Annotated in this window: 24 protein-coding genes; 10 read left to right on the top strand and 14 right to left on the bottom strand. The window is 62.6% G+C overall.

Annotation, left to right across the window (positions count from 1 at the left end; genetic code table 11):
- Positions 1-2 precede the first annotated feature (2 nt).
- On the bottom strand, positions 3-1,727 hold the full coding sequence (poxB, locus tag GRI47_RS05290; protein ID WP_160660285.1) for a ubiquinone-dependent pyruvate dehydrogenase: 1,725 nt from the start codon (positions 1,725-1,727) through the stop codon (positions 3-5).
- A gap of 97 nt (positions 1,728-1,824) precedes the next feature.
- Here poxB and GRI47_RS05285 point away from each other — a divergent pair, with 97 nt between their 5' ends.
- Entirely contained in the window at positions 1,825-2,769 is a 945-nt protein-coding gene (locus GRI47_RS05285) for a LysR family transcriptional regulator (RefSeq protein WP_202387185.1), read from the top strand.
- 144 nt (positions 2,770-2,913) lie between these two features.
- Here GRI47_RS05285 and GRI47_RS05280 read toward each other — a convergent pair whose 3' ends face one another.
- The 3 genes from GRI47_RS05280 to hppD form a co-directional block, all read right to left on the bottom strand.
- Complete coding sequence (locus tag GRI47_RS05280; RefSeq protein ID WP_237452729.1) at positions 2,914-3,744, bottom strand: mechanosensitive ion channel family protein; 831 nt, start codon at positions 3,742-3,744, stop codon at positions 2,914-2,916.
- 183 nt (positions 3,745-3,927) lie between these two features.
- Complete coding sequence (locus GRI47_RS05275; protein WP_160660283.1) at positions 3,928-4,506, bottom strand: VOC family protein; 579 nt, start codon at positions 4,504-4,506, stop codon at positions 3,928-3,930.
- On the bottom strand, positions 4,503-5,624 hold the full coding sequence (gene hppD, locus GRI47_RS05270; protein WP_160660282.1) for a 4-hydroxyphenylpyruvate dioxygenase: 1,122 nt from the start codon (positions 5,622-5,624) through the stop codon (positions 4,503-4,505). The genes GRI47_RS05275 and hppD overlap by 4 nt, the downstream gene beginning before the upstream one ends.
- Before the next feature lie 159 nt (positions 5,625-5,783).
- On the opposite strand from hppD, the gene GRI47_RS05265 reads away from it, so the two are divergent.
- The 3 genes from GRI47_RS05265 to GRI47_RS05255 all read left to right on the top strand — a co-directional run bounded on the left by GRI47_RS05265 (position 5,784) and on the right by GRI47_RS05255 (position 8,746).
- Positions 5,784-6,107 carry an FtsB family cell division protein gene (locus GRI47_RS05265; RefSeq protein ID WP_337190644.1) on the top strand — a complete coding sequence of 108 codons (324 nt, stop codon included), beginning with the start codon at positions 5,784-5,786 and terminating at the stop codon, positions 6,105-6,107.
- Positions 6,108-6,238: 131 nt separating this feature from the next.
- Positions 6,239-7,342 (top strand): pyruvate dehydrogenase (acetyl-transferring) E1 component subunit alpha, encoded by a 1,104-nt coding sequence (gene pdhA, locus GRI47_RS05260; RefSeq protein ID WP_419956983.1) that lies wholly within the window; start codon positions 6,239-6,241, stop codon positions 7,340-7,342.
- Between the two features lie 3 nt (positions 7,343-7,345).
- Complete coding sequence (locus GRI47_RS05255) at positions 7,346-8,746, top strand: pyruvate dehydrogenase complex E1 component subunit beta (RefSeq protein WP_160660280.1); 1,401 nt, start codon at positions 7,346-7,348, stop codon at positions 8,744-8,746.
- Positions 8,747-8,764: 18 nt separating this feature from the next.
- Here the strand turns inward: GRI47_RS05255 and GRI47_RS05250 are convergent, their stop codons facing one another.
- The 4 genes from GRI47_RS05250 to GRI47_RS05235 form a co-directional block, all read right to left on the bottom strand.
- Positions 8,765-9,115 (bottom strand): hypothetical protein, encoded by a 351-nt coding sequence (locus GRI47_RS05250; RefSeq protein WP_160660279.1) that lies wholly within the window; start codon positions 9,113-9,115, stop codon positions 8,765-8,767.
- A gap of 68 nt (positions 9,116-9,183) precedes the next feature.
- Positions 9,184-9,879 (bottom strand): TadE/TadG family type IV pilus assembly protein, encoded by a 696-nt coding sequence (locus GRI47_RS05245; protein WP_337190643.1) that lies wholly within the window; start codon positions 9,877-9,879, stop codon positions 9,184-9,186.
- Positions 9,876-10,463, bottom strand: a complete 588-nt coding sequence (locus GRI47_RS05240) for a TadE/TadG family type IV pilus assembly protein (RefSeq protein ID WP_160660278.1) — start codon at positions 10,461-10,463, stop codon at positions 9,876-9,878. The genes GRI47_RS05245 and GRI47_RS05240 overlap by 4 nt, the downstream gene beginning before the upstream one ends.
- A complete protein-coding gene (locus GRI47_RS05235; RefSeq protein ID WP_160660277.1) occupies positions 10,460-12,370 on the bottom strand; it encodes a TadE/TadG family type IV pilus assembly protein in 1,911 nt (636 codons plus the stop codon). Before GRI47_RS05235 ends, GRI47_RS05240 begins: the two co-directional genes overlap by 4 nt.
- 144 nt (positions 12,371-12,514) lie before the next feature.
- Here GRI47_RS05235 and GRI47_RS05230 point away from each other — a divergent pair, with 144 nt between their 5' ends.
- Positions 12,515-13,150 (top strand): hypothetical protein, encoded by a 636-nt coding sequence (locus GRI47_RS05230; RefSeq protein WP_160660276.1) that lies wholly within the window; start codon positions 12,515-12,517, stop codon positions 13,148-13,150.
- Between the two features lie 31 nt (positions 13,151-13,181).
- Positions 13,182-13,643 carry an EF-hand domain-containing protein gene (locus GRI47_RS05225; protein ID WP_160660275.1) on the top strand — a complete coding sequence of 154 codons (462 nt, stop codon included), beginning with the start codon at positions 13,182-13,184 and terminating at the stop codon, positions 13,641-13,643.
- 7 nt (positions 13,644-13,650) lie between these two features.
- On the opposite strand, the gene trmFO is transcribed toward GRI47_RS05225, so the two are convergent.
- Positions 13,651-15,018, bottom strand: coding sequence for a methylenetetrahydrofolate--tRNA-(uracil(54)-C(5))-methyltransferase (FADH(2)-oxidizing) TrmFO (trmFO, locus tag GRI47_RS05220; protein ID WP_160661313.1), 1,368 nt, complete (start codon positions 15,016-15,018; stop codon positions 13,651-13,653).
- Positions 15,019-15,108: 90 nt separating this feature from the next.
- On the opposite strand from trmFO, the gene GRI47_RS05215 reads away from it, so the two are divergent.
- Complete coding sequence (locus GRI47_RS05215) at positions 15,109-15,786, top strand: lysoplasmalogenase family protein (protein WP_160660274.1); 678 nt, start codon at positions 15,109-15,111, stop codon at positions 15,784-15,786.
- Between the two features lie 3 nt (positions 15,787-15,789).
- Here GRI47_RS05215 and gyrA read toward each other — a convergent pair whose 3' ends face one another.
- Positions 15,790-18,636 carry a DNA gyrase subunit A gene (gyrA, locus tag GRI47_RS05210; RefSeq protein WP_202387184.1) on the bottom strand — a complete coding sequence of 949 codons (2,847 nt, stop codon included), beginning with the start codon at positions 18,634-18,636 and terminating at the stop codon, positions 15,790-15,792.
- Between the two features lie 298 nt (positions 18,637-18,934).
- Here gyrA and GRI47_RS05205 point away from each other — a divergent pair, with 298 nt between their 5' ends.
- Positions 18,935-20,218: a hypothetical protein gene (locus GRI47_RS05205; RefSeq protein WP_160660273.1), complete on the top strand. Its 1,284-nt coding sequence runs from the start codon at positions 18,935-18,937 to the stop codon at positions 20,216-20,218.
- Positions 20,219-20,302: 84 nt separating this feature from the next.
- On the opposite strand, the gene GRI47_RS05200 is transcribed toward GRI47_RS05205, so the two are convergent.
- Together GRI47_RS05200 and GRI47_RS05195 are read right to left on the bottom strand one after the other, a co-directional pair.
- Positions 20,303-21,031, bottom strand: coding sequence for an NYN domain-containing protein (locus GRI47_RS05200; RefSeq protein WP_160660272.1), 729 nt, complete (start codon positions 21,029-21,031; stop codon positions 20,303-20,305).
- 44 nt (positions 21,032-21,075) lie between these two features.
- Positions 21,076-21,714, bottom strand: a complete 639-nt coding sequence (locus GRI47_RS05195) for a carbonic anhydrase (RefSeq protein WP_160660271.1) — start codon at positions 21,712-21,714, stop codon at positions 21,076-21,078.
- A 74-nt stretch (positions 21,715-21,788) separates the two neighbouring features.
- Here GRI47_RS05195 and lipA point away from each other — a divergent pair, with 74 nt between their 5' ends.
- Both lipA and GRI47_RS05185 read left to right on the top strand, forming a co-directional pair.
- Positions 21,789-22,745 carry a lipoyl synthase gene (gene lipA / locus GRI47_RS05190; protein ID WP_160660270.1) on the top strand — a complete coding sequence of 319 codons (957 nt, stop codon included), beginning with the start codon at positions 21,789-21,791 and terminating at the stop codon, positions 22,743-22,745.
- Positions 22,745-23,200, top strand: a complete 456-nt coding sequence (locus GRI47_RS05185) for a type II toxin-antitoxin system RatA family toxin (protein WP_160660269.1) — start codon at positions 22,745-22,747, stop codon at positions 23,198-23,200. Before lipA ends, GRI47_RS05185 begins: the two co-directional genes overlap by 1 nt.
- Here GRI47_RS05185 and GRI47_RS05180 read toward each other — a convergent pair.
- Both GRI47_RS05180 and GRI47_RS05175 read right to left on the bottom strand, forming a co-directional pair.
- On the bottom strand, positions 23,197-23,730 hold the full coding sequence (locus GRI47_RS05180) for a CinA family protein (protein WP_160660268.1): 534 nt from the start codon (positions 23,728-23,730) through the stop codon (positions 23,197-23,199). The genes GRI47_RS05185 and GRI47_RS05180 overlap by 4 nt on opposite strands.
- A gap of 88 nt (positions 23,731-23,818) precedes the next feature.
- Positions 23,819-24,976: a bifunctional 2-C-methyl-D-erythritol 4-phosphate cytidylyltransferase/2-C-methyl-D-erythritol 2,4-cyclodiphosphate synthase gene (locus GRI47_RS05175; protein WP_160660267.1), complete on the bottom strand. Its 1,158-nt coding sequence runs from the start codon at positions 24,974-24,976 to the stop codon at positions 23,819-23,821.
- Positions 24,977-24,996: the final 20 nt, after the last annotated feature.

Genomic DNA, 24,996 nt, shown 5'->3' with positions numbered 1-24,996 from the left:
CGTCAGAGCCTGAGATTGGTGCGCGCCAGTTCGACCACTTCGTCGCCGCGCCCGTTGATGATCGCCTTCAGCATATAGAGGCTGAAGCCCTTGGCCTGTTCGAGCTGCACCTTGGGCGGCATCACGAGTTCCTGCTTCGCGGTCACGACGTCGACCAGCACCGGCCCGGGATGGGCGAAGGCCTCTGTCAGCGCCGCGTCGAGTTCCGCCGAATCCTCGACGCGGATGCCCTTGATGCCCATCGCATCGGCGGCGGCGGCGAAGTCCGGATTGTGCAGATCGGTGCCGGTGTCGAGATAGCCGCCCGCCTTCATCTCCATCGCCACGAAACCGAGCGTGCCGTTGTTGAAGACCACGACCTTCACCGGAAGGTTCAGTTGCGACAGGCTGAGAAAATCGCCCATCATCATGGTGAACCCGCCGTCACCCGACAGCGAGACGACCTGCCGCTCCGGCGCCGCCGCCTGCGCGCCGATCGCCTGCAGCATCGCATTGGCCATCGATCCGTGGTTGAACGAGCCGATCAGGCGGCGCTGACCGTTCATCTCGAGATACCGCGCGGCCCAGACCGTTGGCGTGCCGACATCGGCGGTGAAGATGGCGTCTTCGGTCGCCAGCTCGCTGACCCGGCGCGCCAGATATTGCGGATGGATGGGACGGCCCGCCGGGGCGGGCACGGCCAGCGCGTCCAGCCCTTCGCGCGCCTTGCGGTAGTGGCGCAGCGCCGCGTCCAGAAAGCTCCGCTCGCTGCGCTCGTTCAGATGCGGAAGGAGCGCGGCGATCGTCTCGCCGACATCGCCCACCAGCCCCTGCGTCAGCGCCGCGCGGCGGCCGAGCGCGCCGGGATCGAGGTCGATCTGAACGATCCGCGCGCTCTTCGGATAAAAGGCGCGATAGGGAAAGTCGGTGCCGAGCATGACGATCGTGTCGGCATTCTCCATGGCGTGATAGCCCGAGGAAAAGCCGATCAGCCCGGTCATGCCGACATCGAAGGGATTGTCCCATTCGACATGTTCCTTGCCGCGCAGGGCATGGACGACCGGCGCCTTCAGCCGGTCGGCGAGCGCGACGACGGCATCATGATGACCCGCGCAGCCGCTGCCGGCCAGAATCGTGATGGCACCCCCTTCGTTCAGAAGTCCGGCGAGCCGGGCAATCTCCGTGTCGGACGGCAGGATGCGGGGCGGGGCGGGCAGGGCCGGAACGGCTGCCGCCTTGCCCGGCGCGGCGGCGAGCGCGACATCGCCGGGGATCACCAAAACGGCGACGCCGTTCTTGCCGATCGCCGTATTCAGTGCCCGGTTGAGCACGCCGGGCAATTGCGCCGGGTTCGAGACCAGTTCGACGAAATCGGAGCATTCGCGGAACAGTTCCTGCGGGTGCGTTTCCTGGAAATAGCCAAGGCCGATTTCGGAGGAGGGGATATGCGCCGCGATCGCCAGCACCGGCACATGGTTGCGCTGGCAGTCGAACAGGCCGTTGATGAGATGGAGATTGCCCGGCCCGCAGCTGCCCGCGCACACGGCGAGCTGCCCCGTGACGGCGGCTTCGGCCCCCGCGGCGAACGCGGCGGTTTCCTCATGGCGGACATGCTTCCATTCGATCCGCCCGAGCCGCCTCAGGCTGTCGTTGAGGCCGTTCAGGCTGTCGCCCGTAACCCCCCATATCCGTTCAACGCCGGCATCGGCGAGGGTTTGGGCCAGCAGGTCGGCGACGGTCATCGGCATGACAGAATTCCTCAATTTGGTCGAAGGATCGTTCTGGCTTGAAAGATAGAAAGTCTGCGGCATAGGTTCCAATATATGGATGCAGGAGAATCCATATATGAAACTCGATGACATAGATCTGCGCCGGCTGCGCTACTTCCTTGTCGTGGCGCAGGAGCTGCATTTCACGCGCGCGGCGGAAAAGATCGGGATTCGCCAGCCCCCGCTCAGCATGCAGATCCGCAAGCTCGAAGAGACGATCGGCGCGCGGCTGTTCATACGGCATTCGCGCAGCGTGGAACTGACCCCCGCCGGACGGGAGTTTCAGGCGGCGGCGATCGATATCGTCGCGCGGCTGGAGGATGCGGTGGCCGAGGCGCGCCGTTATCAGGCGGGCAATAGCGGTCGGCTGCGGCTGGGTTTTGCGGGGGCGACCTATTTCCACCCCGCCATCCCGATCATCATGCGGGCCTATCGCACCGCGCATCCCGACGTCGTGCTCTCGCCCGAACAAAGCAATACGCCCGCGCTGCTGGCGGGATTGCGCGAAGGGCGGCTGGATGTCGCCTTCATCCGTCCTCCGGCGGAGGAGGGCGATCTGCTGACGCTCCGCCTGTGTCTCGACGAGGACATGGTGATCGCGCTGCCGGCGGATCATGCGCTGGGGGATCAGGACCCGCTGCCGCTTTCGGCCATTGCGGGCGAGGAGCTGATCCTGTTTCCGCGCGACATCGGGCCGGGCCTGTACGACAGCGTTCTGGCGGCCTGCCACAAAGCGGGGTTCAGCCCCCGGCTCGGCCAGGAAGCATCGCAGATCGCCTCGATCATTCCCTTGGTCGCGGCCGGTTTCGGTGTGGCGGTGGTGCCCCGCTCGGTCGGCTCGATCCGGGGCGAGGGCACCATCTATCGCACCATCGCCGACGTCTCGCCGCGCGCACCGATCGCTCTGGCATTCCGGACCGACGATCGCTCCCCCCTCGTCGCCGACTTCCTGGCAATGGCTGCGCGAACCGCCAGGCGTCACGCCAAAATGCGTCCGGGCACGCTCAAGAGAGGCCTGTAGCAGGGAGATAGATCTCCTGTTCAGCCGCCGCGGCGCGTCATTTCGAGAGGCAAGAACTTTTCGGATGTCCTAGCGATATAGGTGCCCACTCTTTCGCGTCGGGCGCACCATCATTTCACGTTCGCCGACCCTCCGCCCGGCAGACTATGCGGCCTCGCCTACATCCTTCCCCAAGGGAATTTTCTCCTTGAAGGTATGGGTGACATAGGGGAACGGAATTTCGATACCCGCATCGTCCAGGCCAGCCTTGATCGCGCGGACCACTTTGTCCTTGCTTTCCCACCCGGAACGGGGAGTCGAGCCGGCCCACCAGCGGACGAGGAAATCGACCGAACTCGCGTTGAATTCCTGCGCGAAGATATCAAGCGTCTTTTCGCTGTCGACTTCCTCCACGCCCTCCACCGCCCGGCGGATGACATCGGCGGCGTGATCGAGATTGGTGTCGTAGCTTACCCCGACCACGACCTCGTGGCGGCGCTTCACCTCGTCGGTCAGGATCTCGACCGGGTTCTTGAACAGCATCGAGTTCGGCACGAGTGTGACTTCGCCCGAGAGTTTGCGAACGTGGGTTTCGCGCAAAGTAATATGCTCGACCTTGCCAACGATCCCCTCGCACTCGATGATGTCGCCGATGCGCATCTTTTCACGCAGCATGATCAGAACGCCGGCCATGAAATTCTCGAAGATGTCCTGAAAGGCGAACCCGATCGCAACCGCGCCGATGCCGAGCCCAGCAAACAGGCTGGCGGGCGTCAGGCCGGGCATAACCACGATCGCCGCGATCATAATTCCGATGATCCAGATGACCAATCGGACGAGCGTGTCGATGAGGTTCTTGAGGCTGGGGCGGACGTCGGTCTTGCCGATCAGCAGGTCGGCGATGCGAGCGGCGAACCGCGCCACGATCCATGTGACGAGGAGAACGACGAGCGCGATGGCAAGGCCGGGCAGGGCGCGGACGAACCCTTCGCCCATCCCGACCAATTGGTCCTGCAAGGTGGCAACGGTATCGACACTCGTCGCGGATGTGGAATGTGCTGTGGCGTCAGCTGCCTGAGCCGCCGTCTGGCTGACCTGCATGAATTTTCCCTCGTTTAGGGCGCATAACGGGCAGAAACCCGTCGCGGTTCCGAAACGAGGGAAAGGTGGTCCTTGAGGTCAGGCCGATTTGGCGGCGTTTTCCTTGCGCGCGATCTCGTGGAGCCAGTCCGCGTGTTTCGGCGCAGTCTTCGTTTCGCTCCATTCCTCAAGCATAACCGGCGCGACACGCTTGAGCTCGGCATATTGCTCGTCCGTGCCGATATCGGTCGCCAATTCGACGCGGTGACCGTTGGGGTCGAAGAAATAGATCGATTTGAAAATGCCGTGATGCGTCGGGCCGAGTACGTCGATGCCAAGGCTTTCGACATGGTCCTTCGCCGCCAGCAATTCCTCCTCGCTTGCGACCTCGAAGGCGAGATGCTGGACCCATTGCGGCGTGTTCTCGTCGCGGCCCATATCCTTCTGGTTGGGCAGTTCGAAGAAAGCGAGGATGTTGCCGTTACCCGCGTCGAGGAAAACGTGCATATAGGGATCGTAATCCCCGGTCGAGGGAACGTGATCCTCGGCAAAGGCGGTGGTGTAATCCATGCCCAGGACCTTGCCGTACCATTCGACGGTCTCCTTCGCATCCTTGCAGCGATAGGCCGCATGGTGGACGCCGCCGAGCTTGATGGGGTGGGGGGCCTGGTTGGTCATTCCGCCGGCTCCGCTTCGACGGTTTTCGCCTGTTCGACAGACAGGGTGCCGCGCTTGATCTGATCGCGCTCCATGCTTTCGAACAGGGCTTTGAAATTGCCTTCGCCGAAGCCTTCATCGCCCTTGCGCTGGATGAACTCGAAGAAGACCGGGCCGACCTGCGCTTCGGCGAAGATCTGGAGAAGCAGGCGGGGCTGGCCGCCCTCGGTGGTCCCGTCCAGCAGGATGCCGCGTGCCTTCAATTCATCGACCGGCTCGCCGTGATCGGGCAGGCGTTCGGGCAGCATCTCGTAATAGGTTTCGGGCGGCGCGGTCATGAAGGGCACGCCGAATTCCTTCAACCGGTCCCACGCCTTGACGAGATCGTCGCAGATGAGCGCGATGTGTTGGATGCCTTCACCGTTGAATTCCTTGAGGAACTCCTCGATCTGGCCCTTGCCGCCTTCGCCTTCTTCATTGAGCGGGATGCGGATCTTGCCATCGGGTGCGGTCAGCGCCTTGGAGGTCAGGCCAGTATACTCGCCCTTGATGTCGAAGAAGCGGATCTCGCGGAAATTGAACAGGGTCTCGTAATAATCGGCCCAGTATTTCATCCGTCCGTTGTAGACGTTGTGGGTCAGGTGATCGATGACATTGAACCCGGCGCCCTCGGGATGGCGTTCCACACCGTCGCGATATTCGAAATCGATGTCGTAGATCGAAAGACCCTGACCATCCTCGTTTTCGTAACGGTCGATCAGATAGACGATAGCGCCGCCGATCCCACGGATTGCAGGAATGCGCAGTTCCATCGGCCCCGTTTCGACCGACACCGGCTCTGCGCCCCGCGCGAGCAATTCATCATAGGCCTTGGCCGCGTTCTTGACGCGGAAGCCCATTCCGCAGGCAGAGGGGCCGTGTTCGCGCGCGAAGAACCACGCCGCGCTCTTCGGTTCGTAATTGACGATCAGGTTGATGCGGCCCTGGCGCCACAATTGCACATCCTTCGAACGGTGGTCTGCCACATGGCTGAACCCCATCGCTTCGAAGACCGGTTCGACCATCCCTTTTTCAGGAGCGCAGAATTCGACGAATTCGAAACCGTCGAGGCCGATGGGATTTTCGAAGAGATCGGGCATGGGAGATCCTCTGTCTGGTTATAGTTTCAATGGAAACTAGTTACCGAAGCGAGCCAAACGTGTCAAGGATGCAACGGCTCGGCGCTCGTGCAAGTTCCGCAAGGCTTTCGAGGCACAAGAGGGCTTGCGCGCGGCGGGCAAAAGTGATTCTGTCGCAATGTGAAACGCAAACGTGCAGTTTTGGGCAAGACTCGCCAGGGCAGGGTGCAAACCTTCGCCCTGCTTGCTCTGTTGCTCATGGGCGGGTTCGCGATCGCCGGTCCGTCCGGCCTGCTCGCCTGGAGCGAGAACCTGCGGCTGCGCGACCAGCGACAGGCGCAGCTGGCCGAATTGACGGCGGAACGCGATATGCTGCGCAACAAGGTCGAACTGCTCGACCCCGAAAGCGCCGATCCCGACATGGTGGGCGAGCTGCTGCGCAGCCAGCTGAACGTCGTTCACCCGGACGAGGTCATGATACGGCTCGAAGATCCGACCGACTGATTAACCCGATCCCGCCGTGAAGTGCGGCGGTTCCGTAACGTTTTTGTATGCAAACATGGTCCTCGCCGTTGCGCGGGTGGCGAGCCTGTGCCTATAGGCGGGTGAGCGCCGATCCGGCGCAACGAACGATCATGAGAGGGAAGAGCACCTTGGCCAAAGCTCCTGCAAAAGCGAAGAATCCCGCGCCCGCCACGCAACCCAAATCCGATTCCGAGGATTTCGCCCTCCGCAGCCTGCAGCAGGAGCTTGAGCAACAGAAGCGCTTCGATGCCTCCGACGAACAGATGCTGCATTTCTACGAGCAGATGCTGCTGATCCGCCGGTTCGAGGAACGCGCCGGGCAGCTATATGGCCTCGGCCTGATCGGCGGGTTCTGCCATCTCTATATCGGCCAGGAAGCGGTCGCGATCGGGCTTCAGAGCGCGCTCGACAATGATCGCGACAGCGTCATCACCGGCTATCGCGATCACGGCCATATGCTCGCCTACGGGATCGATCCCAAGGTCATCATGGCGGAACTGACCGGACGCCAGGCGGGGATTTCCAAGGGCAAGGGCGGCTCGATGCACATGTTCAGCACCGAGCATAAATTCTATGGGGGCCACGGCATCGTGGGTGCGCAGGTCGCGCTGGGCGGCGGTTTGGCCCTCGCGCATCAATACAACGAGGATGGTGGCCTCTGTCTCGCCTATTTCGGCGACGGGGCGGCGAACCAGGGGCAGGTCTATGAGACCATGAACATGGCGAGCCTGTGGAACCTGCCGATCGTCTTCGTGGTCGAGAACAACCAGTACGCCATGGGCACCGCCGTCAAGCGCAGCTCCGCCGAAACCGAATTCTATCGTCGCGGCACTGCCTTCCGCATTCCGGGGATGCACGTGAACGGGATGGACGTTCTCGAAGTGCGCCAGGCGGCGGAAATCGCGTTCAAGCATGTGCGCGAAGGCAACGGCCCCGTGCTCATGGAGTGCAACACCTATCGCTATCGCGGGCATTCGATGTCCGACCCGGCGAAATACCGGACGCGTGAGGAAGTGCAGGATTATCGCGACCACAAGGACCCGATCGAAGCGATCAAGAAGCTTTTGATCGAGAAGGGAAAGAGCGAGGACGATCTGAAGGCCATCGACAAGGATATCCGCAACGTGGTGAGCGAAGCCGCCGATTTCGCCGAGAATTCGCCCGAGCCCGATCCGGCCGAACTCTATACCGATGTCCTGGTGGAGGAGTATTGAGCCATGGCGATCGAACTGAAGATGCCCGCACTGTCCCCCACCATGGAGGAAGGCACGCTCGCCAAATGGCTAAAGCAGGAAGGTGACACGATCGAGATCGGCGACATCATCGCCGAGATCGAGACGGACAAGGCTACCATGGAATTCGAAGCGGTCGACGAAGGCACGCTGGGCAAGATCATGGTCGCCGAGGGCACCGAGGGTGTGAAGGTCGGCGAAGTCATCGCCATGCTTGCAGGCGAGGGCGAAGATGCCTCTTCTGTCGAAGCACCGTCTTCGAGCGAGGTCGAGGACGTGCCGGGCGAGGGCAAGGATGTCGGTCGCGGTGATAGCGAAACCGATGGCGAGGATAAGGCCGCCAAGCCTGCGAAACAGTCACGCACACCCGCCAGCGATCCCGAGATACCTGCCGGCACCAACATGCTGACGATCAGCGTGCGCGAGGCCTTGCGTGACGGCATGGCCGAAGAAATGCGCCGTGACGAACGGGTGTTCGTGATGGGTGAGGAAGTCGCCGAATATCAGGGCGCCTACAAGGTCACTCAGGGCCTGCTCGACGAGTTCGGTCCCAAGCGTGTGATCGACACGCCGATCACCGAATACGGCTTTGCCGGTATCGGCACCGGCGCGGCGATGGGCGGCCTTCGTCCGATCGTCGAATTCATGACCTTCAATTTCGCCATGCAGGCGATCGATCACATCATCAATTCGGCGGCCAAGACCAATTACATGTCCGGCGGCCAGATGCGGTGCCCGATCGTGTTCCGTGGCCCCAATGGTGCGGCGAGCCGGGTGGGCGCGCAGCACAGCCAGAATTACGGCCCGTGGTATGCCAGTGTGCCCGGCCTGATTGTGATCGCGCCTTATGACAGCTCGGACGCCAAGGGTTTGATGAAGGCCGCCATCCGCAGCGAGGATCCGGTTGTCTTCCTCGAGAACGAGCTGGTCTACGGCCGCAGTTTCGAATTGCCGCAGTTGGACGACCACGTCCTGCCGATCGGCAAGGCGCGTATTGTCCGCGAAGGATCGGATGTGACGATCGTGAGCTATTCGATCGGCGTCGGTTTCTCGCTGGAAGCGGCGGAAAAGCTCGCCGAAGAAGGGATCGAGGCGGAAGTCATCGACCTGCGCACGCTGCGCCCGCTCGACAAGCAGGCGATCCTCGACAGCCTGGCGAAGACCAATCGCCTCGTCATCGCCGAAGAAGGCTGGCCGACCTGCTCGATCGCCTCGGAAGTGACGGCGATCTGCATGGAGGAAGGTTTCGACCATCTCGATGCGCCGGTCCTGAGGGTCTGCAACGAGGATGTCCCGTTGCCCTATGCCGCCAATCTCGAAAAGCTCGCGCTCATCGATGCGCCGCGGATCGTCGAGGCGGTCAAGAAGGTCTGTTACCGGGACTAAGTGGACGCGAGTGGAAACTCAGCGGCGATCGCATCCCGCTGCGTTTCCGCAACCGCTGGTTTTGGCGGTGTAGGCTTCTCCGGCAGCGAACACATCGCGCGAAATCGCAGCGGAAGCGACGGGCTGGGTGTTCGGCAACAAGAAACCTGTTCCCGTATCGGCCATCTGCTGGCGCAATGTGGTGATCTCTTTCTGCTCCGATCCCTGTCCGACCGAGACAGGTTCGCTGCGAGCGAATGTCGTCACCCCATCGTTCGAAGGCGAGGCTGACGAGCCCGCGATTGCCGCAGAAGTGTCCGCTTCGGCGCTCGTCGCCGGTGCGTTGCTATCGGGCTCGAAATCCGACGGGAAAAACAGGATGATGCCCAACACGATCGCGCCGACCGCCCAAAGCAGGTGATTCTTCCTGATGCCAATGGGTGGGTCCGAATGTCGCATCAGATCGTCCGGTATTTGTCGCACGTCATGCGCTTGCTCGATTCGACATTGTTGGCGAGGCCTGCGGACAGGTTGCGATTATCGCGGATCACCATTGCGGCCTCTTGAGACAGCACACGCTCGGACATGAAGGTCGTGCCGAATAAAGGCGTGTAGCGATAGAACACTTCCACAAACATCACCGCGCTACCCGGCTCCGCCGTCGCGATGGCTGTTCCGCGCCCCATGCCCAGGAACGAATTATCAGAAGCGCCCTTGCCTTCGCTCCCATACATGGAGCCGCGATTATAGACGCCCGCGCATCTCTGCCAGTGTATGGTTTGCCCGCCGGTCGCATTGCGTTCGAGGCTCGAGATGACGATCCGCCCCTTCTGCATCATGCCGAGCGTCTTGGTCTGGAGCGAGGCGCCTCTCAGCACCGTGTTGATGTCGCTATCAGTAATGGTTGGAGACAGCGTGTTGGTGTCGGTCTGGCCGAGACGGGAGGCGTTGTCGGCCAGCATCAGCGCGACCTGGCTGGTGCGCATGTTGGCCGTCGCGAGAAATGCGATCTCGGCTCCGAACATGGCGAGCAGCATGAAAATCGGTAGCGAAAAGGCGAACTCGATCAGCGCGAGCCCGGACTGAGCCCCCGGCAGAGCACGCCAGCGGCGGCGTACTCTCGAGCGCATCCCCTTCAGTGTCCGCGACTTCACGGGCATACTCCCGTGACGGGCTGGCGGGCTTGCTGCTGCTTGTAGGGCTGCGTCTTGAGGTAGGTCTTGCTCGAAAGGTTGACGATGGAAGACCCGCCGATGAAGCGATAGAAGGGAAACAGGGCCTCGTACGAAACGTTGGCGGTCAATTCGACGATGTCGCGCGCGCCGCCAATGCCGGTCGCCCCGGCATCCGCGTCCCAGCGGCCGTTGCGATTGAGATCCTCGAAAGCCTCGTTGTTGTTGCAACGCCCGTCGCTGTTGCCGTCCGCCCAAACCTCGGGCTGGTCGACGGAATCATAATCTTTGTAATTTTGAGCCGTCAGCGAAATCGTGGCCTGCGGCATGATGGGTTGGATCTGAGATTTGTAGCGCTTCTCGATTTCCCCGAACTGCCCGTTTGCCGTTTCCAACGACACCTGCCGCGATGCTTCCTCCAGCGCGCCCTGCATTACGGCATTGATGTAGATCTGGTGCCCGAAATGAAACGCCCCCATGATGAGCATCACAAAAACGGGCAGCGCAAAGGCGAGCTCGACGACCGTCGCGCCCCGTTGATCGCTCCCCATCGGTCGGCGGATCATTGCACGATCCTGAGGTCGGACATGCTCTTGGCGATGCGCTCGAAATTGTCATTGAGCTGCGCTGCGTTGGTCGAAACGAAAGCGCTGTTCGGGCTGGCGCACTGGACCAGATTGCTGTCGAGACTGGTGGCGAAGGCGACCACCCAAAGACGGATATTCTTCGCCTTCACCGCCTCGCAAAGGGCGAGGAAGCGAGCCCTGTGGTTCGGGTTCTGCTTCGCCTGGATCCCTGCCGCGTCCCAATACGCTCCGGTCCAGTTGACGATCCTGTGATCATTCCATTCGTTTCCGTAGGAATTCGAATCGTAAACAGTGGTGGATAATTCACCATCGGTCATGAAGATCATGTTGCGCGAAACGAACCCATTATTCGGAGCGGTTTCGTTTACGTTCGAAGAGAAGATTCCATCGGGGGAAGAGAGACGCGCCCCCCAGAGGATTCCTATATCGTGATACGTTCCACCCAGCGCTGCCAAGCTGTTCACGTAGGCATCGAAAGCACTCTTGTTCAATTGCGCCAGATTGGTCGCAGCGGGCGGGCAAGCACCATAGACATAACCATAGGTATATGGGGGATTGGTGCTCGAATCCGTAATGCTTACTTTATTGGGGTTCCCTTCCCGGTGATAGATAATCTCCGGCCATAAAGGTTTCCAGCGATCCGAATTGGTGCTCGGCACGAGATCGATATTGAGGTCTTTTGCGGCAGTCGGCTCGATACGGCCTGACAGTGTGTTGAAGGTGAATGTATCGGAGTTGACAGTATCCGGTTCTCGAAGACAACCCGCCCAGCGGTCGCTGTAGGAACCGTGTTCCGAAGGCCGCGTGACAACGGACCCATTGGTCAATGTGTTGTAATATGCGTTGATCGGGGTCGCGACCTGTTCATAATCGTAGCGAAGGAACCGCGCGTTCGGCGCGTTGCGATCGTAGGTGATCGCCTTGCGGATCGATCTGCGCTGGCACGTCCGCCAGTAGGATGACCCCCGCAGGTAGGTGTTGGGATAGGCTGTCGAGCCGTTCCAGCTGTAATATTGAAACGTGTAGGTGCCGCTGGAATCGCCGGATTTCGTCGCGTTCTGACCTTGCGTGTAACCATCATTGCTTGGTGCCCACCAGCCGGTGATGGGCTGGTTCTTCGAATACAGCTCATAGCACTCGTAGGCATCGACATCGGTGAGCGTCTCGATCCGCGTTTCCGTCGATTCGTAGACTGGCCGCCTTGTCGAAAAATTGACGGTGTCTGCGATGTTTCCGCCGACGATGAAGGAAGGGTCACGCGTCTTGACCAGACGTGCGGCGTTCACGCTTTGCGAATAGGGAACGAAGGAATAGCGGATGCGCGCGCCTGAGTTCGCGCTGGCCGAAGCCATCGTGTCGTAGAAGTTCTTGGTCGCCTTCTTGAGCGCTTCTATTCGGGTCGTCGTACCTCCGGCACCGTCGGAGATCGACCATCCCATGGAACCGGTGACGTCGAGGACCATGGTCACATCGGTATTGGTAATTTTGAAAGTCGCGGCACAGTCGGCAGTCAAATTTTGCCGCTTGTAGCCGAAAATCTTCATGATCGCGGTCGGGACGCTGGCTTTGGCGATTCCATTGACGGTAATTCCGTCATCGGGCGAGGAGGGCGTGAAGCTCAGATCATAGCTACCCGCGTAGGATTTCGGGTAGTTCGCGTTGAACATCTTCGTCGCCTGGGCCGCCGCAGATGCGTCGTAGCGATTGGCCCCGACTGCCTTGCGCCCGGCGAGGACGCCCGCATCGCAAGCCTGTTGCAGCCGGGTCATCACCATGTAATTGCGGCTCATGTCGACCGCGCCGCCGATGACAGCCAGAATGGGAAGAACGCTCGCAGCCGCGATCGCCAGCACATTGCCGCCGGTGTTACGGCGCAGCGCCGTCAACGAGAACCTGTAGCTCGGTCGTGCTGACATCATGTGGTCTCGGCGCGATAGTCCATGGCGGGCCCTATGCGATGGTTGCGGTTAAGCCTACGTACCGCTCCATGCCTAACAACGTGTAAACCGGGGCGGATTGCAGGACGAAACGTGGACCGCGCACACATCCATCGCATTGCGAACAGCTACACTTCCGGTGCGGCGAGATCGGCCGTCGACACCTTGCTTGCGCTGGATGCGCAGTTCGCCAAATTCGTCTTCACGGTCAGCGAACCGATCCTGGCACAGATGCGGCTCGCCTGGTGGCGGGACCGGTTTGCCGAACCGCGCGAGAACTGGCCCGTCGGCAATCCGATCCTGTCGGAATTGGCCTCGTGGGACGCCGACGTGTCCGGGTTGGGACGTCTGGTGGATGGCTGGGAAGCGCTGCTCGCGAATACGCCGCCGCGGAATGCGGATTTCGAAGCCTATCGAGAGGGACGTGCGGTCGGATGGCTCGTCCTTGCGGACCATCTCGGGTCGAAGGCTGACAAGCGGGCGATCGCGCTCGCGAGCGGGCGGTGGAGCATGGCGGACGCTGCGGCGAGTATGAGCGAGAGCGAAGCGAGAGAACTGGCACGCCGCGAGGGGCTCGCGCTACCGAACGCACCGCGCCTGCCGCGGGCCTTGCGGGCGCTGATTGTATTGGAGACGATCGGGCGCCGCGCGCTGGAGAGCGGGGCGGCACCCCTTTCACGCGCAGGCGACCTCCTATCGGTCTTGCGACGAGGACTGACCGGGCGCTAGACGGGCTGTCTGATCGGGGGAGACCCTCTTTATGCGAAACGGGTTGTTGGGGGCATTCTGCGCCTTGATACTGGCCGGGATCGGCTTCTTCTGGTGGCAGGGCCGGGCCGAGGTCGAGCGCGGTGCACCTCCGCCGCTGGTCGAACCGACCGAGAGCGCCGACGATTCCCAGTTACCAAGCGCCGATGCGACCAATCTGCGCGGGCCGGAACCGCCGGAGGCGACCGAACTCACCCGCGAACAGCGCCGCTTCTTCCGCTACGACCGCAATCGCGACTGGAAGATCTCGCGTACCGAGATGCTATCCAGCCGAACCGACGCCTTTCGCAAGCTCGACAAGGACGGGAACAATTTGCTGACCTTCGAGGAATGGGCGGTCGCCACGGTCGACAAGTTCGAAGGCGCCGATGCGGACGGAAATCTCTCCCTGACGCCGGCGGAATTCGCCACCACTGCGCCCAAGCCGAAACCCAAGCCGGCCTGCCGCTGCTGAATCGGGCTCAGGCGGGCACGCGCTCCAGAATGGGCAGCCATTGGCCGAGATCCGCCTTCGCCCGCGCGGTATAGGCTTCCTTGCGCTGTTTCTTGCCGACATCGTGGAGCGGCGGAAAGAGGCCGAAATTCACGTTCATGGGCTGGAAGGTTTCCGCTTCGGCATCGCCGGTGATGTGCGAGAGAAGCGCCCCTAGTGCCGTGGTTCGTGGGGGAGGGGCCCAGTCACGGCCCGCCAGTTCGCTCGCCGCCATCAGCCCCGCCATCAGACCCACCGCCGCGCTCTCGACATAGCCTTCGCAGCCCGTCACCTGCCCGGCAAACCGGATGTGGTGTGCACGATTGAGCCTGAGCTGGCGGTCGAGGACCAGAGGAGAATTGAGGAAGGTGTTCCGGTGCAGACCGCCAAGCCGGGCGAATTCCGCGTTTTCGAGACCGGGGATCGTCCGAAACAGCTCGACCTGCGCCCCGTGCTTGAGCTTGGTCTGGAAGCCGACCATGTTCCACAGCGTGCCCAGTTTGTTATCCTGGCGCAGCTGGACGACCGCATAGGGCCAACGGCCTTGCGGAAATTCCGGCGTCGTGTCGCGCGGATTGTCGAGGCCGACCGGCTTCATCGGGCCGAAGCGCAAGGTCTCGACGCCGCGCGCCGCCATCACCTCGATCGGCATACAGCCATCGAAATAAGGCGTGTCCTTCTCCCATTCGCGAAATTCGGTCTTCTCGCCGTCCATCAGGCCTTGATGGAAGGCGTAATACTGTTCCTTCGTCATGGGGCAGTTGATGTAATCGCCTTCCTCGTTCGAGGCTTCGGTGCGCTTGTTCCAGCGCGACTGGATCCAGCAGATGTCCATGTCGATACTGTCGCGATGGACGATCGGCGCGATCGCGTCGAAAAAGGCCAGCCGGTCCTGCCCCGTGGCTTCGACGATGCTTTGCGCCAGCGATTGCGCGGTCAGCGGGCCGGTGGCGACGATCGTCGGGCCGCTATCGGGCAGGGCGTCGACACGCTCGCGCACGACGGTTACATTGGGATGTTCCAACAAAGCGCGCTCGACTTCCGCCGAGAAGACATCGCGATCCACCGCCATGGCCGATCCGGCGGGAACGCGGGCTTTTTCGCCGGCCATCATGACAAGGCTGTCCAACCGCCGCATTTCGTCATGCAGCAGGCCGACCGCGTTCTTGTCGCTATCGTCCGAGCGGAAGCTGTTGGAGCAGACCAGCTCAGCCAATCCGTCGGTCTGGTGGGCGGGGGTCATGTCGCCCGAGCCGCGCATTTCGGACAGGCGGACGCGGAAACCCCGCTGTGCCAATTGCCAGGTCGCTTCGCTTCCGGCGAGCCCGCCGCCGATGATGTGGATATCGTGAGCCATCATGGCGCCCGCTACGCCAAACGGGGCGCGCTTTCAACGTGAGGGGAGTGATGGCTTGCCGGTAGGGCCAAACCACGCCATTCGCGGGCAATGCCCACACCCGCTCGCACAGCCCTGATCGATCATCGGCCCTGGTTGCTGGCCAGCATCGTCGCGTCGCTTGGCTATTTCCTGCTCTCGGATCAGCTTCCGGGCCTTTTCGTAATGGCCCTGAAAGGCGCTGGCGTCGGCCTGCTGGCGATCTACGCCGCGCGGCGAAGCAGCGGGATCGACGGAGCCCTGATTGCGAGCGTCCTCGCTGTGGCCGCATTGGCCGACATCGTGCTCGAGATATCCTTTCTTATCGGGGCGGGGCTGTTCGCGCTGTCGCACCTCGTTGCGATCGCGCTCTACTGGCGCAATCGCAGAAAGACCTTGCGGGCCAGCCAGAAACAGACGGCGATCGCGATCCTGCTGCTGGTCCCGGCGATCGCGGCGCTGTCGGCCTGGCCGCAGGCGAACTGGCAGCTTGCGACTCTCTATGCCGCTACCATTGCCGCAATGAGCGCGTCGGCCTGGATCAGCCGTTTCCCGCGCTACCGCGTCGGGATGGGGACACTGTTGTTCGTCGCGTCGGACCTGATGATTATCGCGCGCGAGGCGGGACGGTTCGATCCCACGGCGGCGGACTGGATGGTCTGGCCGCTCTATTATATCGGCCAGCTGATGATCGCGACCGGCGTGGTGCAGGCCCTCCGCAACGAAGTGGCGAAGGGCCTGCACCGATAGCGCTCAGTCGCTGTCCGGTTCGTCCTCGATATTGTCGTCCGAATGAGCGGTCGTGTGCGGCGTGGTCGGGTGGATCGAACCGCCATGGCTGGCGATCTCGTCCGCGACCGCTTCCTCCGCCTCGTTCTCCGGCTCTTCGGTTTCGTCGATCGGCGCGGCGCCTACGATCTGCTCGCCCTTCGCCACGTTGAAGATGCGAACGCCTGATGATCCGCGGCCCGAGATCGAATAGCCCGCATGGGTGTCGAACCCGCCCTCGATCAGGTGGCGGAAGGTGATCGGCAGGCGGATCAGCTTGGCCTGATCGGTCACCAGCATCAGCTGCGACCCGTGCTTGACCGGGAAGCTGGCGACCACCGGCCCGTTGCGGTCCGGGTTCGAGGACGGCTCGCCGATATTCGTGAGGCCCTGGCCACCGCGCCCGATGGTGCGATATTCGTAGCTCGACGTAATCTTGCCGTATCCGTTCGCGGTCAGCGTGAGGATGAACTCTTCGCTTCCCGCCAATTCCGCGATCTTCTCGTCCGGCAGGTCGATTGCAGTGTCGTTGTTCTTCCAGCTCGCGCCGCGCAGATATGCGTCGCGCACTTCGGTTTCCGGCTCGCCAGCGTCGAGCACGGCCATTGAGACGACCTTGGCGCCGCCCTTGAGCAGCATACCGCGCACACCGATGCCCGTGCGGCTCTTGGTTTCGCGCGCATCGGTCGCCTGGAAGCGGATCGCCTTGCCCGAATCCGAAGCGAGGAAGATTTCCTGACTTTCATTCAACAGGCGCACGCCGACCAGCCGGTCACCGCTATCCTCGACGAAGCCCATCGCATATTTGCCGTTGGAGGGAACGTTGGTGAAGGCATCCATAGAATTGCGCCGCACCATGCCCTGTTCGGTGGCAAAGACGATGTTGAGCTTGTCCCACTCAGCCTCATCCTCGGGCAGCGGGAGCACATTGGTCACGCGCTCGTCATCGCCCAGCGGGAGGAGGTTGACCATCGGCCGCCCCTTGGTCTGCGGCCCGCCTTCGGGCAGCTTCCAGACCTTAAGACGATAGACCCGGCCGGTATTGGTGAAGAACAGCACCGGATTGTGAGTCGAGGTGACGAAGAGTTCGACCACCGCGTCCTCGTCCTTGGTCGCCATGCCGCTGCGGCCCTTGCCGCCGCGCGCCTGCGCGCGGAACGTCGTCAGCGGGGTGCGCTTGATGTAACCACCATGGGTCACGGTGACGACCATCTCCTCGCGCTCGATCAGGTCCTCGTCCTCGAGGCCGTCCCAAGCCGGTGCGATCTCGCTGAGGCGCGGCGTGGCGTAGAGATCGCGGATTTCCTGCAATTCTTCGCGCATCACGGCGTAGAGTTTGACCCGGTCGGCAAGGATCGCGAGATATTCCTCGATCGCGACCGCGAGTTCCTTCAACTCGTCGGCGATCTCGTCGCGGCCAAGCGCCGTCAGTCGGTGCAGTCTGAGGTCGAGGATCGCCTTCACCTGCCGTTCGGACAGGCGATAGGTTCCGCCTTCCTGTTCGGCATTGGGTTCGATCGCTTCGACCAGCGCGATATATTGCGCGATCTCGCCGATCGGCCATTCCTTGGCGAGCAGTTTCGCGCGCGCCTCGCCCGGATTGGACGAGCCGCGGATCATCGCCACGACCTCGTCCATGTTCGACACCGCGACTACGAGGCCGAGCAGGATATGGGCCCGCTCGCGCGCCTTGTTCAGTTCGAACTTGGTGCGGCGGGTAATGACCTGTTCGCGGAAGCTGATGAACGCCTGGATGAAGTCGCGAAGCGTCAGGACTTCCGGGCGGCCACCGCGGATCGCCAGCATATTGGCGGGGAAGCTGGCCTGCGCGGGGGAATAGCGCCAGATCTGGTTGAGTACGACTTCGGGCGAGGCGTCGCGCTTCAGGTCCACGACCACGCGCACACCCTCGCGCGAGCTTTCGTCGCGGATGTCGGAAATCCCCTCGATCCGCTTTTCCTTCGCGGCTTCGGCGATCTTTTCGACGAGACCGTTCTTGCCGACCTGATAGGGGATCGAGGTGAGGACGATCGACCGCCGCTCTCCGCGCTTTTCCTCGATTTCGTGCCGGGCGCGCATCAGGATGGAACCGCGGCCGGTGGTGTAGGCGGAGCGGGCACCGGATTTGCCCAGGATCAGCGGCGCGGTCGGGAAATCGGGGCCGGGGATGATCTCGAACAATTCCTCCGACGTGATCGCCGGGTTGTCCATATAGGCGAAGCAGCCGTCGATCACCTCGCCCAGATTGTGCGGGGGAACGTTGGTGGCCATGCCCACCGCGATGCCGCCCGCCCCATTGACCAGCAGGTTCGGGAAGCGCGCGGGCAGGACAGTGGGTTCCTGCCGCGACTGGTCGTAATTGTCGGTGAAATCGACGGTATCCTTGTCGAGATCGTCGAGCAGGGCGTTGGCGACGCGCGCCAGGCGCGCTTCGGTGTAGCGCATCGAGGCGGGCGGATCGGGGTCCATCGATCCGAAATTGCCCTGGCCGTCGACCAGCGGGACGCGCATCGACCAGTCCTGCGTCATGCGGGCAAGCGCATCGTAGATCGCGCTGTCGCCGTGCGGGTGGTAGTTGCCCATCACGTCGCCGACGATCTTGGCGCTCTTGCGATAGGGCCTTCCGGCGACGAAGCCGCCTTCCTGGCTGGCGAAGAGGATGCGGCGGTGGACCGGCTTCAACCCGTCGCGCACATCGGGAAGCGCGCGGCTCACGATCACGCTCATCGCGTAATCGAGATAGCTGGTCTTCATCTCATCGACGATGTCGATGCGGGCGTATTCGTCCCCGCCATAGGGCGCGGGAGTGATCATGTCGGTATCGTCGCTCAAGACTGCGTCTTCTCGATAGTCAGCGGAAATGCGGAATGGTGGGAGGCTAGGGCAAAAAGCCGCCCTGCGCCACCGGAACCGGGGAACCGGCCCGCCCTGTCGCGCGCTTTATCCACACATCCGGCCCGGACCAACGGGCGGGCCGAAATGAACTGCGGCATTTGTGGACATTCAAACGCTATTCAGCCCACTTTGCCTAGACCGATTTGCAATGAAGGAGCCTTGTCGCCAAAGGTCCGCCCGATCGTCGGGCGATCCGGTAACAAGGATCACCTGTACCACTCTTGGGAGCACTCTTATGCGATTTACCGTTTTCTCCAAGCGCTCGTCCACTCTCGCTCTGGCGCTCGCGCTGGGCATGGGCGGCGTTCTGTCCGTGACCGCGCTCGAAGCGCCTGCTGCCGCACAGAAGAAAAAGAAGGATGGCGATGAAGCCGCCAAGCCGCAATATTCCAAGGCTTTTATCGCGGCCTATAATCCGGTTCAGACCCAGTTCGACCAAGGCACCGATATCGCGGCAGTCAAGGCGGCGCTGCCCGGAATGATCGCGGCTGTCGAAAATAACGATGATCGCTTCGTCGCGGGTAATTTCACCTATGCGGTCGGCACCAAGGCAAGCGATCGGTCGCTCCAGCGCCAAGGCATCGCGATGATGCTCGAAAGCGGGAAGGTTCCTGCCGCCAATCAGCCGCAGTATAATTTCCTCGCCGGTCAGTATGCTTATCAGGATCGCGATTTCAGCGCGGCACGTAGCTATATGGAGCAGGCGGTTGCGTTGGGTTACACGGAAAACGATCCGGAGGCCCTGATCGCTGAGACCTATTTCGCCGAAGACCGCTTCGCCGATGGCATCACCTATCTTAGCCAGGCGATCGAAGCGAAGCGTCAGGCCGGTCAGCCGGTCGACGAGGCGTGGATCAAGCGTGGTCTGGCCATGGCCTATAACAACCAGCTCGATCAACAGGCGCGCGATTATGCCGCGATGTATGTGCGCGATTATCCCAGCGACACCAGCTGGGGCGATGCCATCGGCATCCTTTACAACACCGCGGACGTTTCGGGTCAGGATTCGCTCGACCTGCTGCGTCTTGCACGGCGCGTGAACGGCATCCGCCAGGCCAACCAGTATCTCGAATATGTCGAGCAGGCCGATCCTCGCAAACTGCCAGGCGAAGTGGTCGCGGTCATCGACGAGGGCTATTCCAGCGGGATGCTGGACCGCAGCAACAGCTTCGTGAGCGAGGCGCGGGCCGAAGCGGCGCGCCGCGTGAAGATCGACGAAACCGAACTGCCGGAACTTGCGCGCGATGCGCGGGCCTCGAATGCCAACCTCGCCACCGTCATGGCGGCGGGTGACGCCTATCTCAGCTACGGTCGCGGTGCCGAGGCCGAGGAGTTCTATGCGAAGGCTTCGGCCATGTCGGGTGCCAACACCCCGCTCGTGCTGACGCGCATGGGTATCGCGCAGCTCGACCAGGGCAAATATTCGGAAGCCGAGGCGACCTTCAACAAGGTCCAGGGTGCACGTCAGGCGATCGCCAATCTGTGGGCGATCTACGCCACGCAGCAGGCGGGCTCCTGATCGCACCAAGCCTTCGGTAAAAATGGAAAAGGGCGCGGCGGCTTCGGCCTCCGCGCCCTTTTTGCGTTTGAGAGGGTTCGGCGGTCAGCGCAGGCGTTTGACGTAAATGCCGTTATTGTCGCGCCGGTCGACTTGAAACTGGTCGATCGCCTCGAACAGGTCGGACAGGCGCTTATATCCGTAATTGCGCACATCAAAGCTGGACCGATTGCCCGCGATCTTCCCGACTTCGCCCATCGGGGCAAAGCCCTTGTCGTCGCGTTTGGCGGCTTTCCATGCGGTGCCGAGCAATTCCACCAGTTCGTCGTCGATCTGGCCTTTGCCCGGCGCGGCGCGCGCCTTGGAAGTCTCGGGCTCGTCCGATGCGCCCTTGATTAGCGCGTCGATGTCGATGAAGCGGGTACAGGCGCTCTTGAAGGCGGCCGGCGTCTTGCTGGTGCTGCCGAAGCCGTAAACGACCAACCCGTCCTGCCGAAGCCGCGTGACCAGCGGGGTGAAGTCGCTGTCCGAGCTCATGATCCCGAACCCATCGACCTTGCCCTGATACAGAAGGTCGATCGCGTCGATCGTCATCGCCATGTCGGTGGCGTTCTTGCCCGCCGTCAGGTCGAATTGCTGCTGCGGCCTGATGCCGTAGCGGTGGGTGATCTTGTCCCAGTTGGCGAGATTGTTCTTCGCGAAATTCCCGTAAGCGCGCTTGATGTTGACCTGGCCCAGTTCGGCCATGACGGTCAGCACCGGGTCGATCCCCTTGGGCGTGGTATTGTCCGCGTCAATGAGGAGGGCGATGTTCTTGAGGGTCTGCTCGGTCATGGCCTGCCCATGGCCCGCCAGCCGGTCTCGCGCAAGCGCGGGACCTATTCTGCCGGTGTGAAGGTTCCGCTATCCTCGTCGAGCTGGCGCAGAATCCCGTCCGCAATGGCGAAATGCGCGCCGTGGAGGGTCAATTCGCCCGACCGCTCCTTTTCGCTGACAAAGGGGAAGGTCCGCAGATTGGCCAGGCTCTCGCGAACCGCTGCGAGCTCCATTTCGAGCTCGGCAGTCGCGCCGTCGCTGCCGTGCTGGTCGACAACCCGATCGCGGGCCTCATCCAGCATCGACACCCAGCGGGCAACGAAGCCCCCTTCGCCCGGATCGTTGCCGTGGAGATCGCGGGTCAGGGCCGCCTTGCACCCCCCGCACGCGCCATGCCCCATGACGACGATCTCGCGAACCTTAAGGAACTGGACGGCGAATTCCACCGCCGCGGACACGCCGTGATTGCCGGGTGTGGTCTCGTAGGGAGGGACCATCGCCGCGACGTTGCGCACCACGAAGATCTCGCCCGGCGCGACATCGAGGATCTGGGCCGGATCGACCCGGCTATCGGAACATGAAATCACCATCACCTGCGGCGATTGCCCGTCGCTCAACTGCGCCCAGCGTTCGCGCTGTTCGCGCCAGTCGCCGCTACGGAACCGGCGATAGCCGTCGATCAGGTCTGTATACGATTTCATGGCGTTCTCCATCCCGGCTGCCCATGCCCACGCCCATTGCCTCTGGCAAGTCCCACGCCTAGATGGGCGACGACATGAACGATCTTTCTTCCGCTCCGCAGCCCGAAACCCCCAAGGACGAACCGCGCCCCGCGCGCCAGCGCAAGCCGGACTGGATCCGGGTCAAGGCGCCTGTCAGCAAGGGCTATCACGAGACGCGCAAGCTGATGCGCGACTTGAAGCTGAACACCGTGTGCGAGGAAGCGGCCTGTCCGAATATCGGCGAATGCTGGGACAAGAAGCACGCGACCGTCATGATCCTGGGCGATGTCTGCACGCGCGCCTGTGCGTTCTGCAACGTCAAGACGGGGATGCCGCGCATCGTCGATCCGATGGAGCCGGAAAACGTCGCCATCGCGGCGGGACAGATGGGCCTCAACCACATCGTCATCACCAGCGTCGATCGCGACGATTTGCCCGATGGTGGGGCGGGGCAGTTCGTGAAGGTCATCAACGCGCTGCGGCGCGAGACGCCCGAAACCACGATCGAAATCCTCACCCCCGATTTCCGCAACAAGATGCGCCCTGCGGTCGAGGCGATCTGCGAGGCGGGGCCGGACGTATATAACCACAATCTCGAAACCGTGCCGCGCCTCTATCCCACCATCCGGCCCGGTGCGCGCTATTACGCCTCACTGCGCCTGCTCGAAGAGGTGAAGGCTCACGATCCGATGATCTTCACTAAATCCGGCATCATGCTGGGGCTGGGCGAGCAGCGGCTGGAGGTCCATCAGGTGATGGACGACATGCGCAGCGCGGATGTCGATTTCATCACCATGGGACAGTATCTTCAGCCGACGCCCAAGCACGCCAAGGTCGAGGATTTCGTGACGCCCAAGGCGTTTGCCGCCTATGGTTCGATCGCGCGCGCCAAGGGGTTCCTGCAAGTCGCGGCGAGCCCGCTGACCCGCTCCAGCTATCACGCCGGCGACGATTTCGCCCAAATGCGCGCCGCGCGGGAGGCGAAGCTGGCGAAGAAAGCCGCGCGCTGATGCCGGGCAGCCGCGAGACGCGCAGGCTCCCCTATAGCTGCGAGCAGATGTTCGACCTAGTGGCCGATGTCAGGCGCTATGGCGAATTTCTGCCGTGGGTGGTCGCCACGCGTGTACGATCAGACGGCGAACACGAGATGACCGCCGATATGCTGGTGGGCTTCAAGGCCATCCGCGAGAAATTCACCTCGCGCGTCACCAAGGACCGGCCCAACCGGATCGACGTCTATTATATGGATGGTCCCTTGCGCGATCTCGACAATAGCTGGGTTTTCCGTCCGACCGAGGATGGTGGGTGCGAGATCGATTTCTGCGTCCAGTTCACCTTCCGCAACGCCGTCTTCGAAGCGCTGGCAGGCCAGTATTTCGATCGGGCATTCCGCAAGATGGTGGAGGCGTTCGAGAGGCGGGCGGACGAACTCTACGGCCGTGAGCAGGCACCCGGCAGCGCTTAATCGGCGCTGGCGCCCGCATCCTCGCGCTGTTTCGGCAGGAGCAGTTCGAGCGCCCACAAGGCCGCTTCCTTGCGGATCGCGGCGCGATCGGGTCCGTCGAACAGTTTGAGCTCACCGTCGGGCGTGTTTTCCGAATTGCGCGTGACGCGCGCGAAGACGACGGTTCCGACCGGCTTCAGGGTCGTGCCGCCGCTCGGACCGGCCACACCGCTAATCGCGACCGCCACGTCGGCGCCGCTCCGTTCGAGCGCGCCTTTCGCCATCGCCCAGACGCAGGCGATGGAGACCGCCCCGAAAGTCTCGATGATCTCGCTCGGCACGCCCAGCATTTCGCGCTTGGCGGCGTTGGAATAGGTCACGAAGCTGCGGTCGAAGACGCTGGAAGATCCCGGCACCTCGGTCAGCGCGGCGGCGACCAGGCCTCCCGTACAGCTTTCCGCCAGTGCCACCGTGCGGCCTGCCTGCGCGTTTTCTTCGACGACTTTGCGCGCGAGAGCCTCAATATCTTCGGGAAGCAGGCCGTAGGTCATCGGCCCGCTCCTGAATTACCGGAAGCTCCGACAGGCGCAGCGATTCCAGCGAGGCGGAGCAGGTTCATGATCATCAGCGCGGTGCCCCTCAATTGCGGATCAGCGTGGCGACGGCTTGCGCCGCGATCCCTTCGCCGCGGCCGGTGAAGCCGAGCCGTTCGGTGGTGGTTGCCTTCACCGATACGCGATCGATGTCAACGCCGAGCAGGTCCGCGATTCGTTGGCGCATGACGGGGCGGTGGGGGCCGATCTTCGGCTCCTCGCAGATGATCGTCAGGTCTATATTGCCGACCGCATAGCCCTGCGCGGCTACCAGCTTTGCCGCATGTTCGAGGAACTGGCTCGACCGCGCGCCCTTCCATTGCGGGTCACTGGGCGGGAAATGGCTGCCGATATCACCATCGCCGATCGCGCCCAGCAAGGCGTCCGTCAGGGCGTGGAGGGCAACATCCGCATCGCTGTGACCGGACAGGCCCTTATCGTGCTCGATCTGGATGCCGCCCAGCCAAAGCTCTTCGCCCGCTACGAGGCGATGGACATCGTATCCCAGGCCGGTGCGCACCGGCGGTGTCATCGGCATGAAATCCTCCGCAAAAGTCAGTTTGGCGAGCCGTTCGTGCCCTGCAACCATAGCGACGCTTTGCCCGGCGGCGCGCAGCACCTGCGCATCATCGCCCGCGATCGGTTCGCCCTTCCATTCGCGATGTGCGGTGAGGATCGAAGCAAAGCGGAACGCTTGAGGGGTCTGCACACGCTTGAGGGTCTCGCGATCGCCGGTCCCGTCCATCATTCCGTTCCGATCGACGGCAAGGCTGTCGATGACGGGGAGGACGGGTATGGCGCCCTCGTGGTTGCCAAGGGCAGCTAGCAACCGTGCCGTCACCTCTTCGGGCAGATCGGGGCGCGCCGCATCGTGGATCAGGACGCTATCGGGAGCTTCATCAGCGAGCGACTCCAGTGCGCGCAATACGGATAGCTGGCGGGTCTCCCCGCCCAAAACGGTTTCGACCCGATCGAGGCCGGAAAGGGCCGCCTCGGCAAGATTCTCGCCCCCCTCCGGGATCGCGATCACGATCCGCTGCGCCCCCTGCTCCAGCAGGGCCTCGACCGAATGGCGCAGGACTGGCTTGCCGCGCCAGAGCGCGAATTGCTTGGGCACCGGCTGCCCTGCACGCAGGCCTTGGCCCGCCGCGACGATGATCGCAGCGAAAGCGGGTGCGGAAGAAGGGGAGGGACGTTCGGCCATTGGCCTCGCGGGCTAGCGCC

The organism is Qipengyuania pelagi, from assembly GCF_009827295.1.
Lineage (GTDB): Bacteria > Pseudomonadota > Alphaproteobacteria > Sphingomonadales > Sphingomonadaceae > Qipengyuania > Qipengyuania pelagi.
The sequence above is the reverse complement of the archived record's forward strand: the minus strand, read 5'-3'. Positions and strand labels throughout refer to the sequence as shown.

Bases quoted from the DNA above. Each gene is read 5' to 3' on its own strand.
- poxB (WP_160660285.1), bottom strand. From the start codon at position 1,727: ATGCCGATGACCGTCGCCGACCTGCTGGCCCAAACCCTCGCCGATGCC.
- GRI47_RS05285 (WP_202387185.1), top strand. From the start codon at position 1,825: ATGAAACTCGATGACATAGATCTGCGCCGGCTGCGCTACTTCCTTGTC.
- GRI47_RS05280 (WP_237452729.1), bottom strand. From the start codon at position 3,744: ATGGGCGAAGGGTTCGTCCGCGCCCTGCCCGGCCTTGCCATCGCGCTC.
- GRI47_RS05275 (WP_160660283.1), bottom strand. From the start codon at position 4,506: ATGACCAACCAGGCCCCCCACCCCATCAAGCTCGGCGGCGTCCACCAT.
- hppD (WP_160660282.1), bottom strand. From the start codon at position 5,624: ATGCCCGATCTCTTCGAAAATCCCATCGGCCTCGACGGTTTCGAATTC.
- pdhA (WP_419956983.1), top strand. From the start codon at position 6,239: ATGAGAGGGAAGAGCACCTTGGCCAAAGCTCCTGCAAAAGCGAAGAAT.
- GRI47_RS05255 (WP_160660280.1), top strand. From the start codon at position 7,346: ATGGCGATCGAACTGAAGATGCCCGCACTGTCCCCCACCATGGAGGAA.
- GRI47_RS05240 (WP_160660278.1), bottom strand. From the start codon at position 10,463: ATGATCCGCCGACCGATGGGGAGCGATCAACGGGGCGCGACGGTCGTC.
- GRI47_RS05225 (WP_160660275.1), top strand. From the start codon at position 13,182: ATGCGAAACGGGTTGTTGGGGGCATTCTGCGCCTTGATACTGGCCGGG.
- trmFO (WP_160661313.1), bottom strand. From the start codon at position 15,018: ATGGCTCACGATATCCACATCATCGGCGGCGGGCTCGCCGGAAGCGAA.
- GRI47_RS05215 (WP_160660274.1), top strand. From the start codon at position 15,109: ATGCCCACACCCGCTCGCACAGCCCTGATCGATCATCGGCCCTGGTTG.
- GRI47_RS05205 (WP_160660273.1), top strand. From the start codon at position 18,935: ATGCGATTTACCGTTTTCTCCAAGCGCTCGTCCACTCTCGCTCTGGCG.
- GRI47_RS05200 (WP_160660272.1), bottom strand. From the start codon at position 21,031: ATGACCGAGCAGACCCTCAAGAACATCGCCCTCCTCATTGACGCGGAC.
- GRI47_RS05195 (WP_160660271.1), bottom strand. From the start codon at position 21,714: ATGAAATCGTATACAGACCTGATCGACGGCTATCGCCGGTTCCGTAGC.
- lipA (WP_160660270.1), top strand. From the start codon at position 21,789: ATGAACGATCTTTCTTCCGCTCCGCAGCCCGAAACCCCCAAGGACGAA.
- GRI47_RS05185 (WP_160660269.1), top strand. From the start codon at position 22,745: ATGCCGGGCAGCCGCGAGACGCGCAGGCTCCCCTATAGCTGCGAGCAG.
- GRI47_RS05180 (WP_160660268.1), bottom strand. From the start codon at position 23,730: ATGACCTACGGCCTGCTTCCCGAAGATATTGAGGCTCTCGCGCGCAAA.
- GRI47_RS05175 (WP_160660267.1), bottom strand. From the start codon at position 24,976: ATGGCCGAACGTCCCTCCCCTTCTTCCGCACCCGCTTTCGCTGCGATC.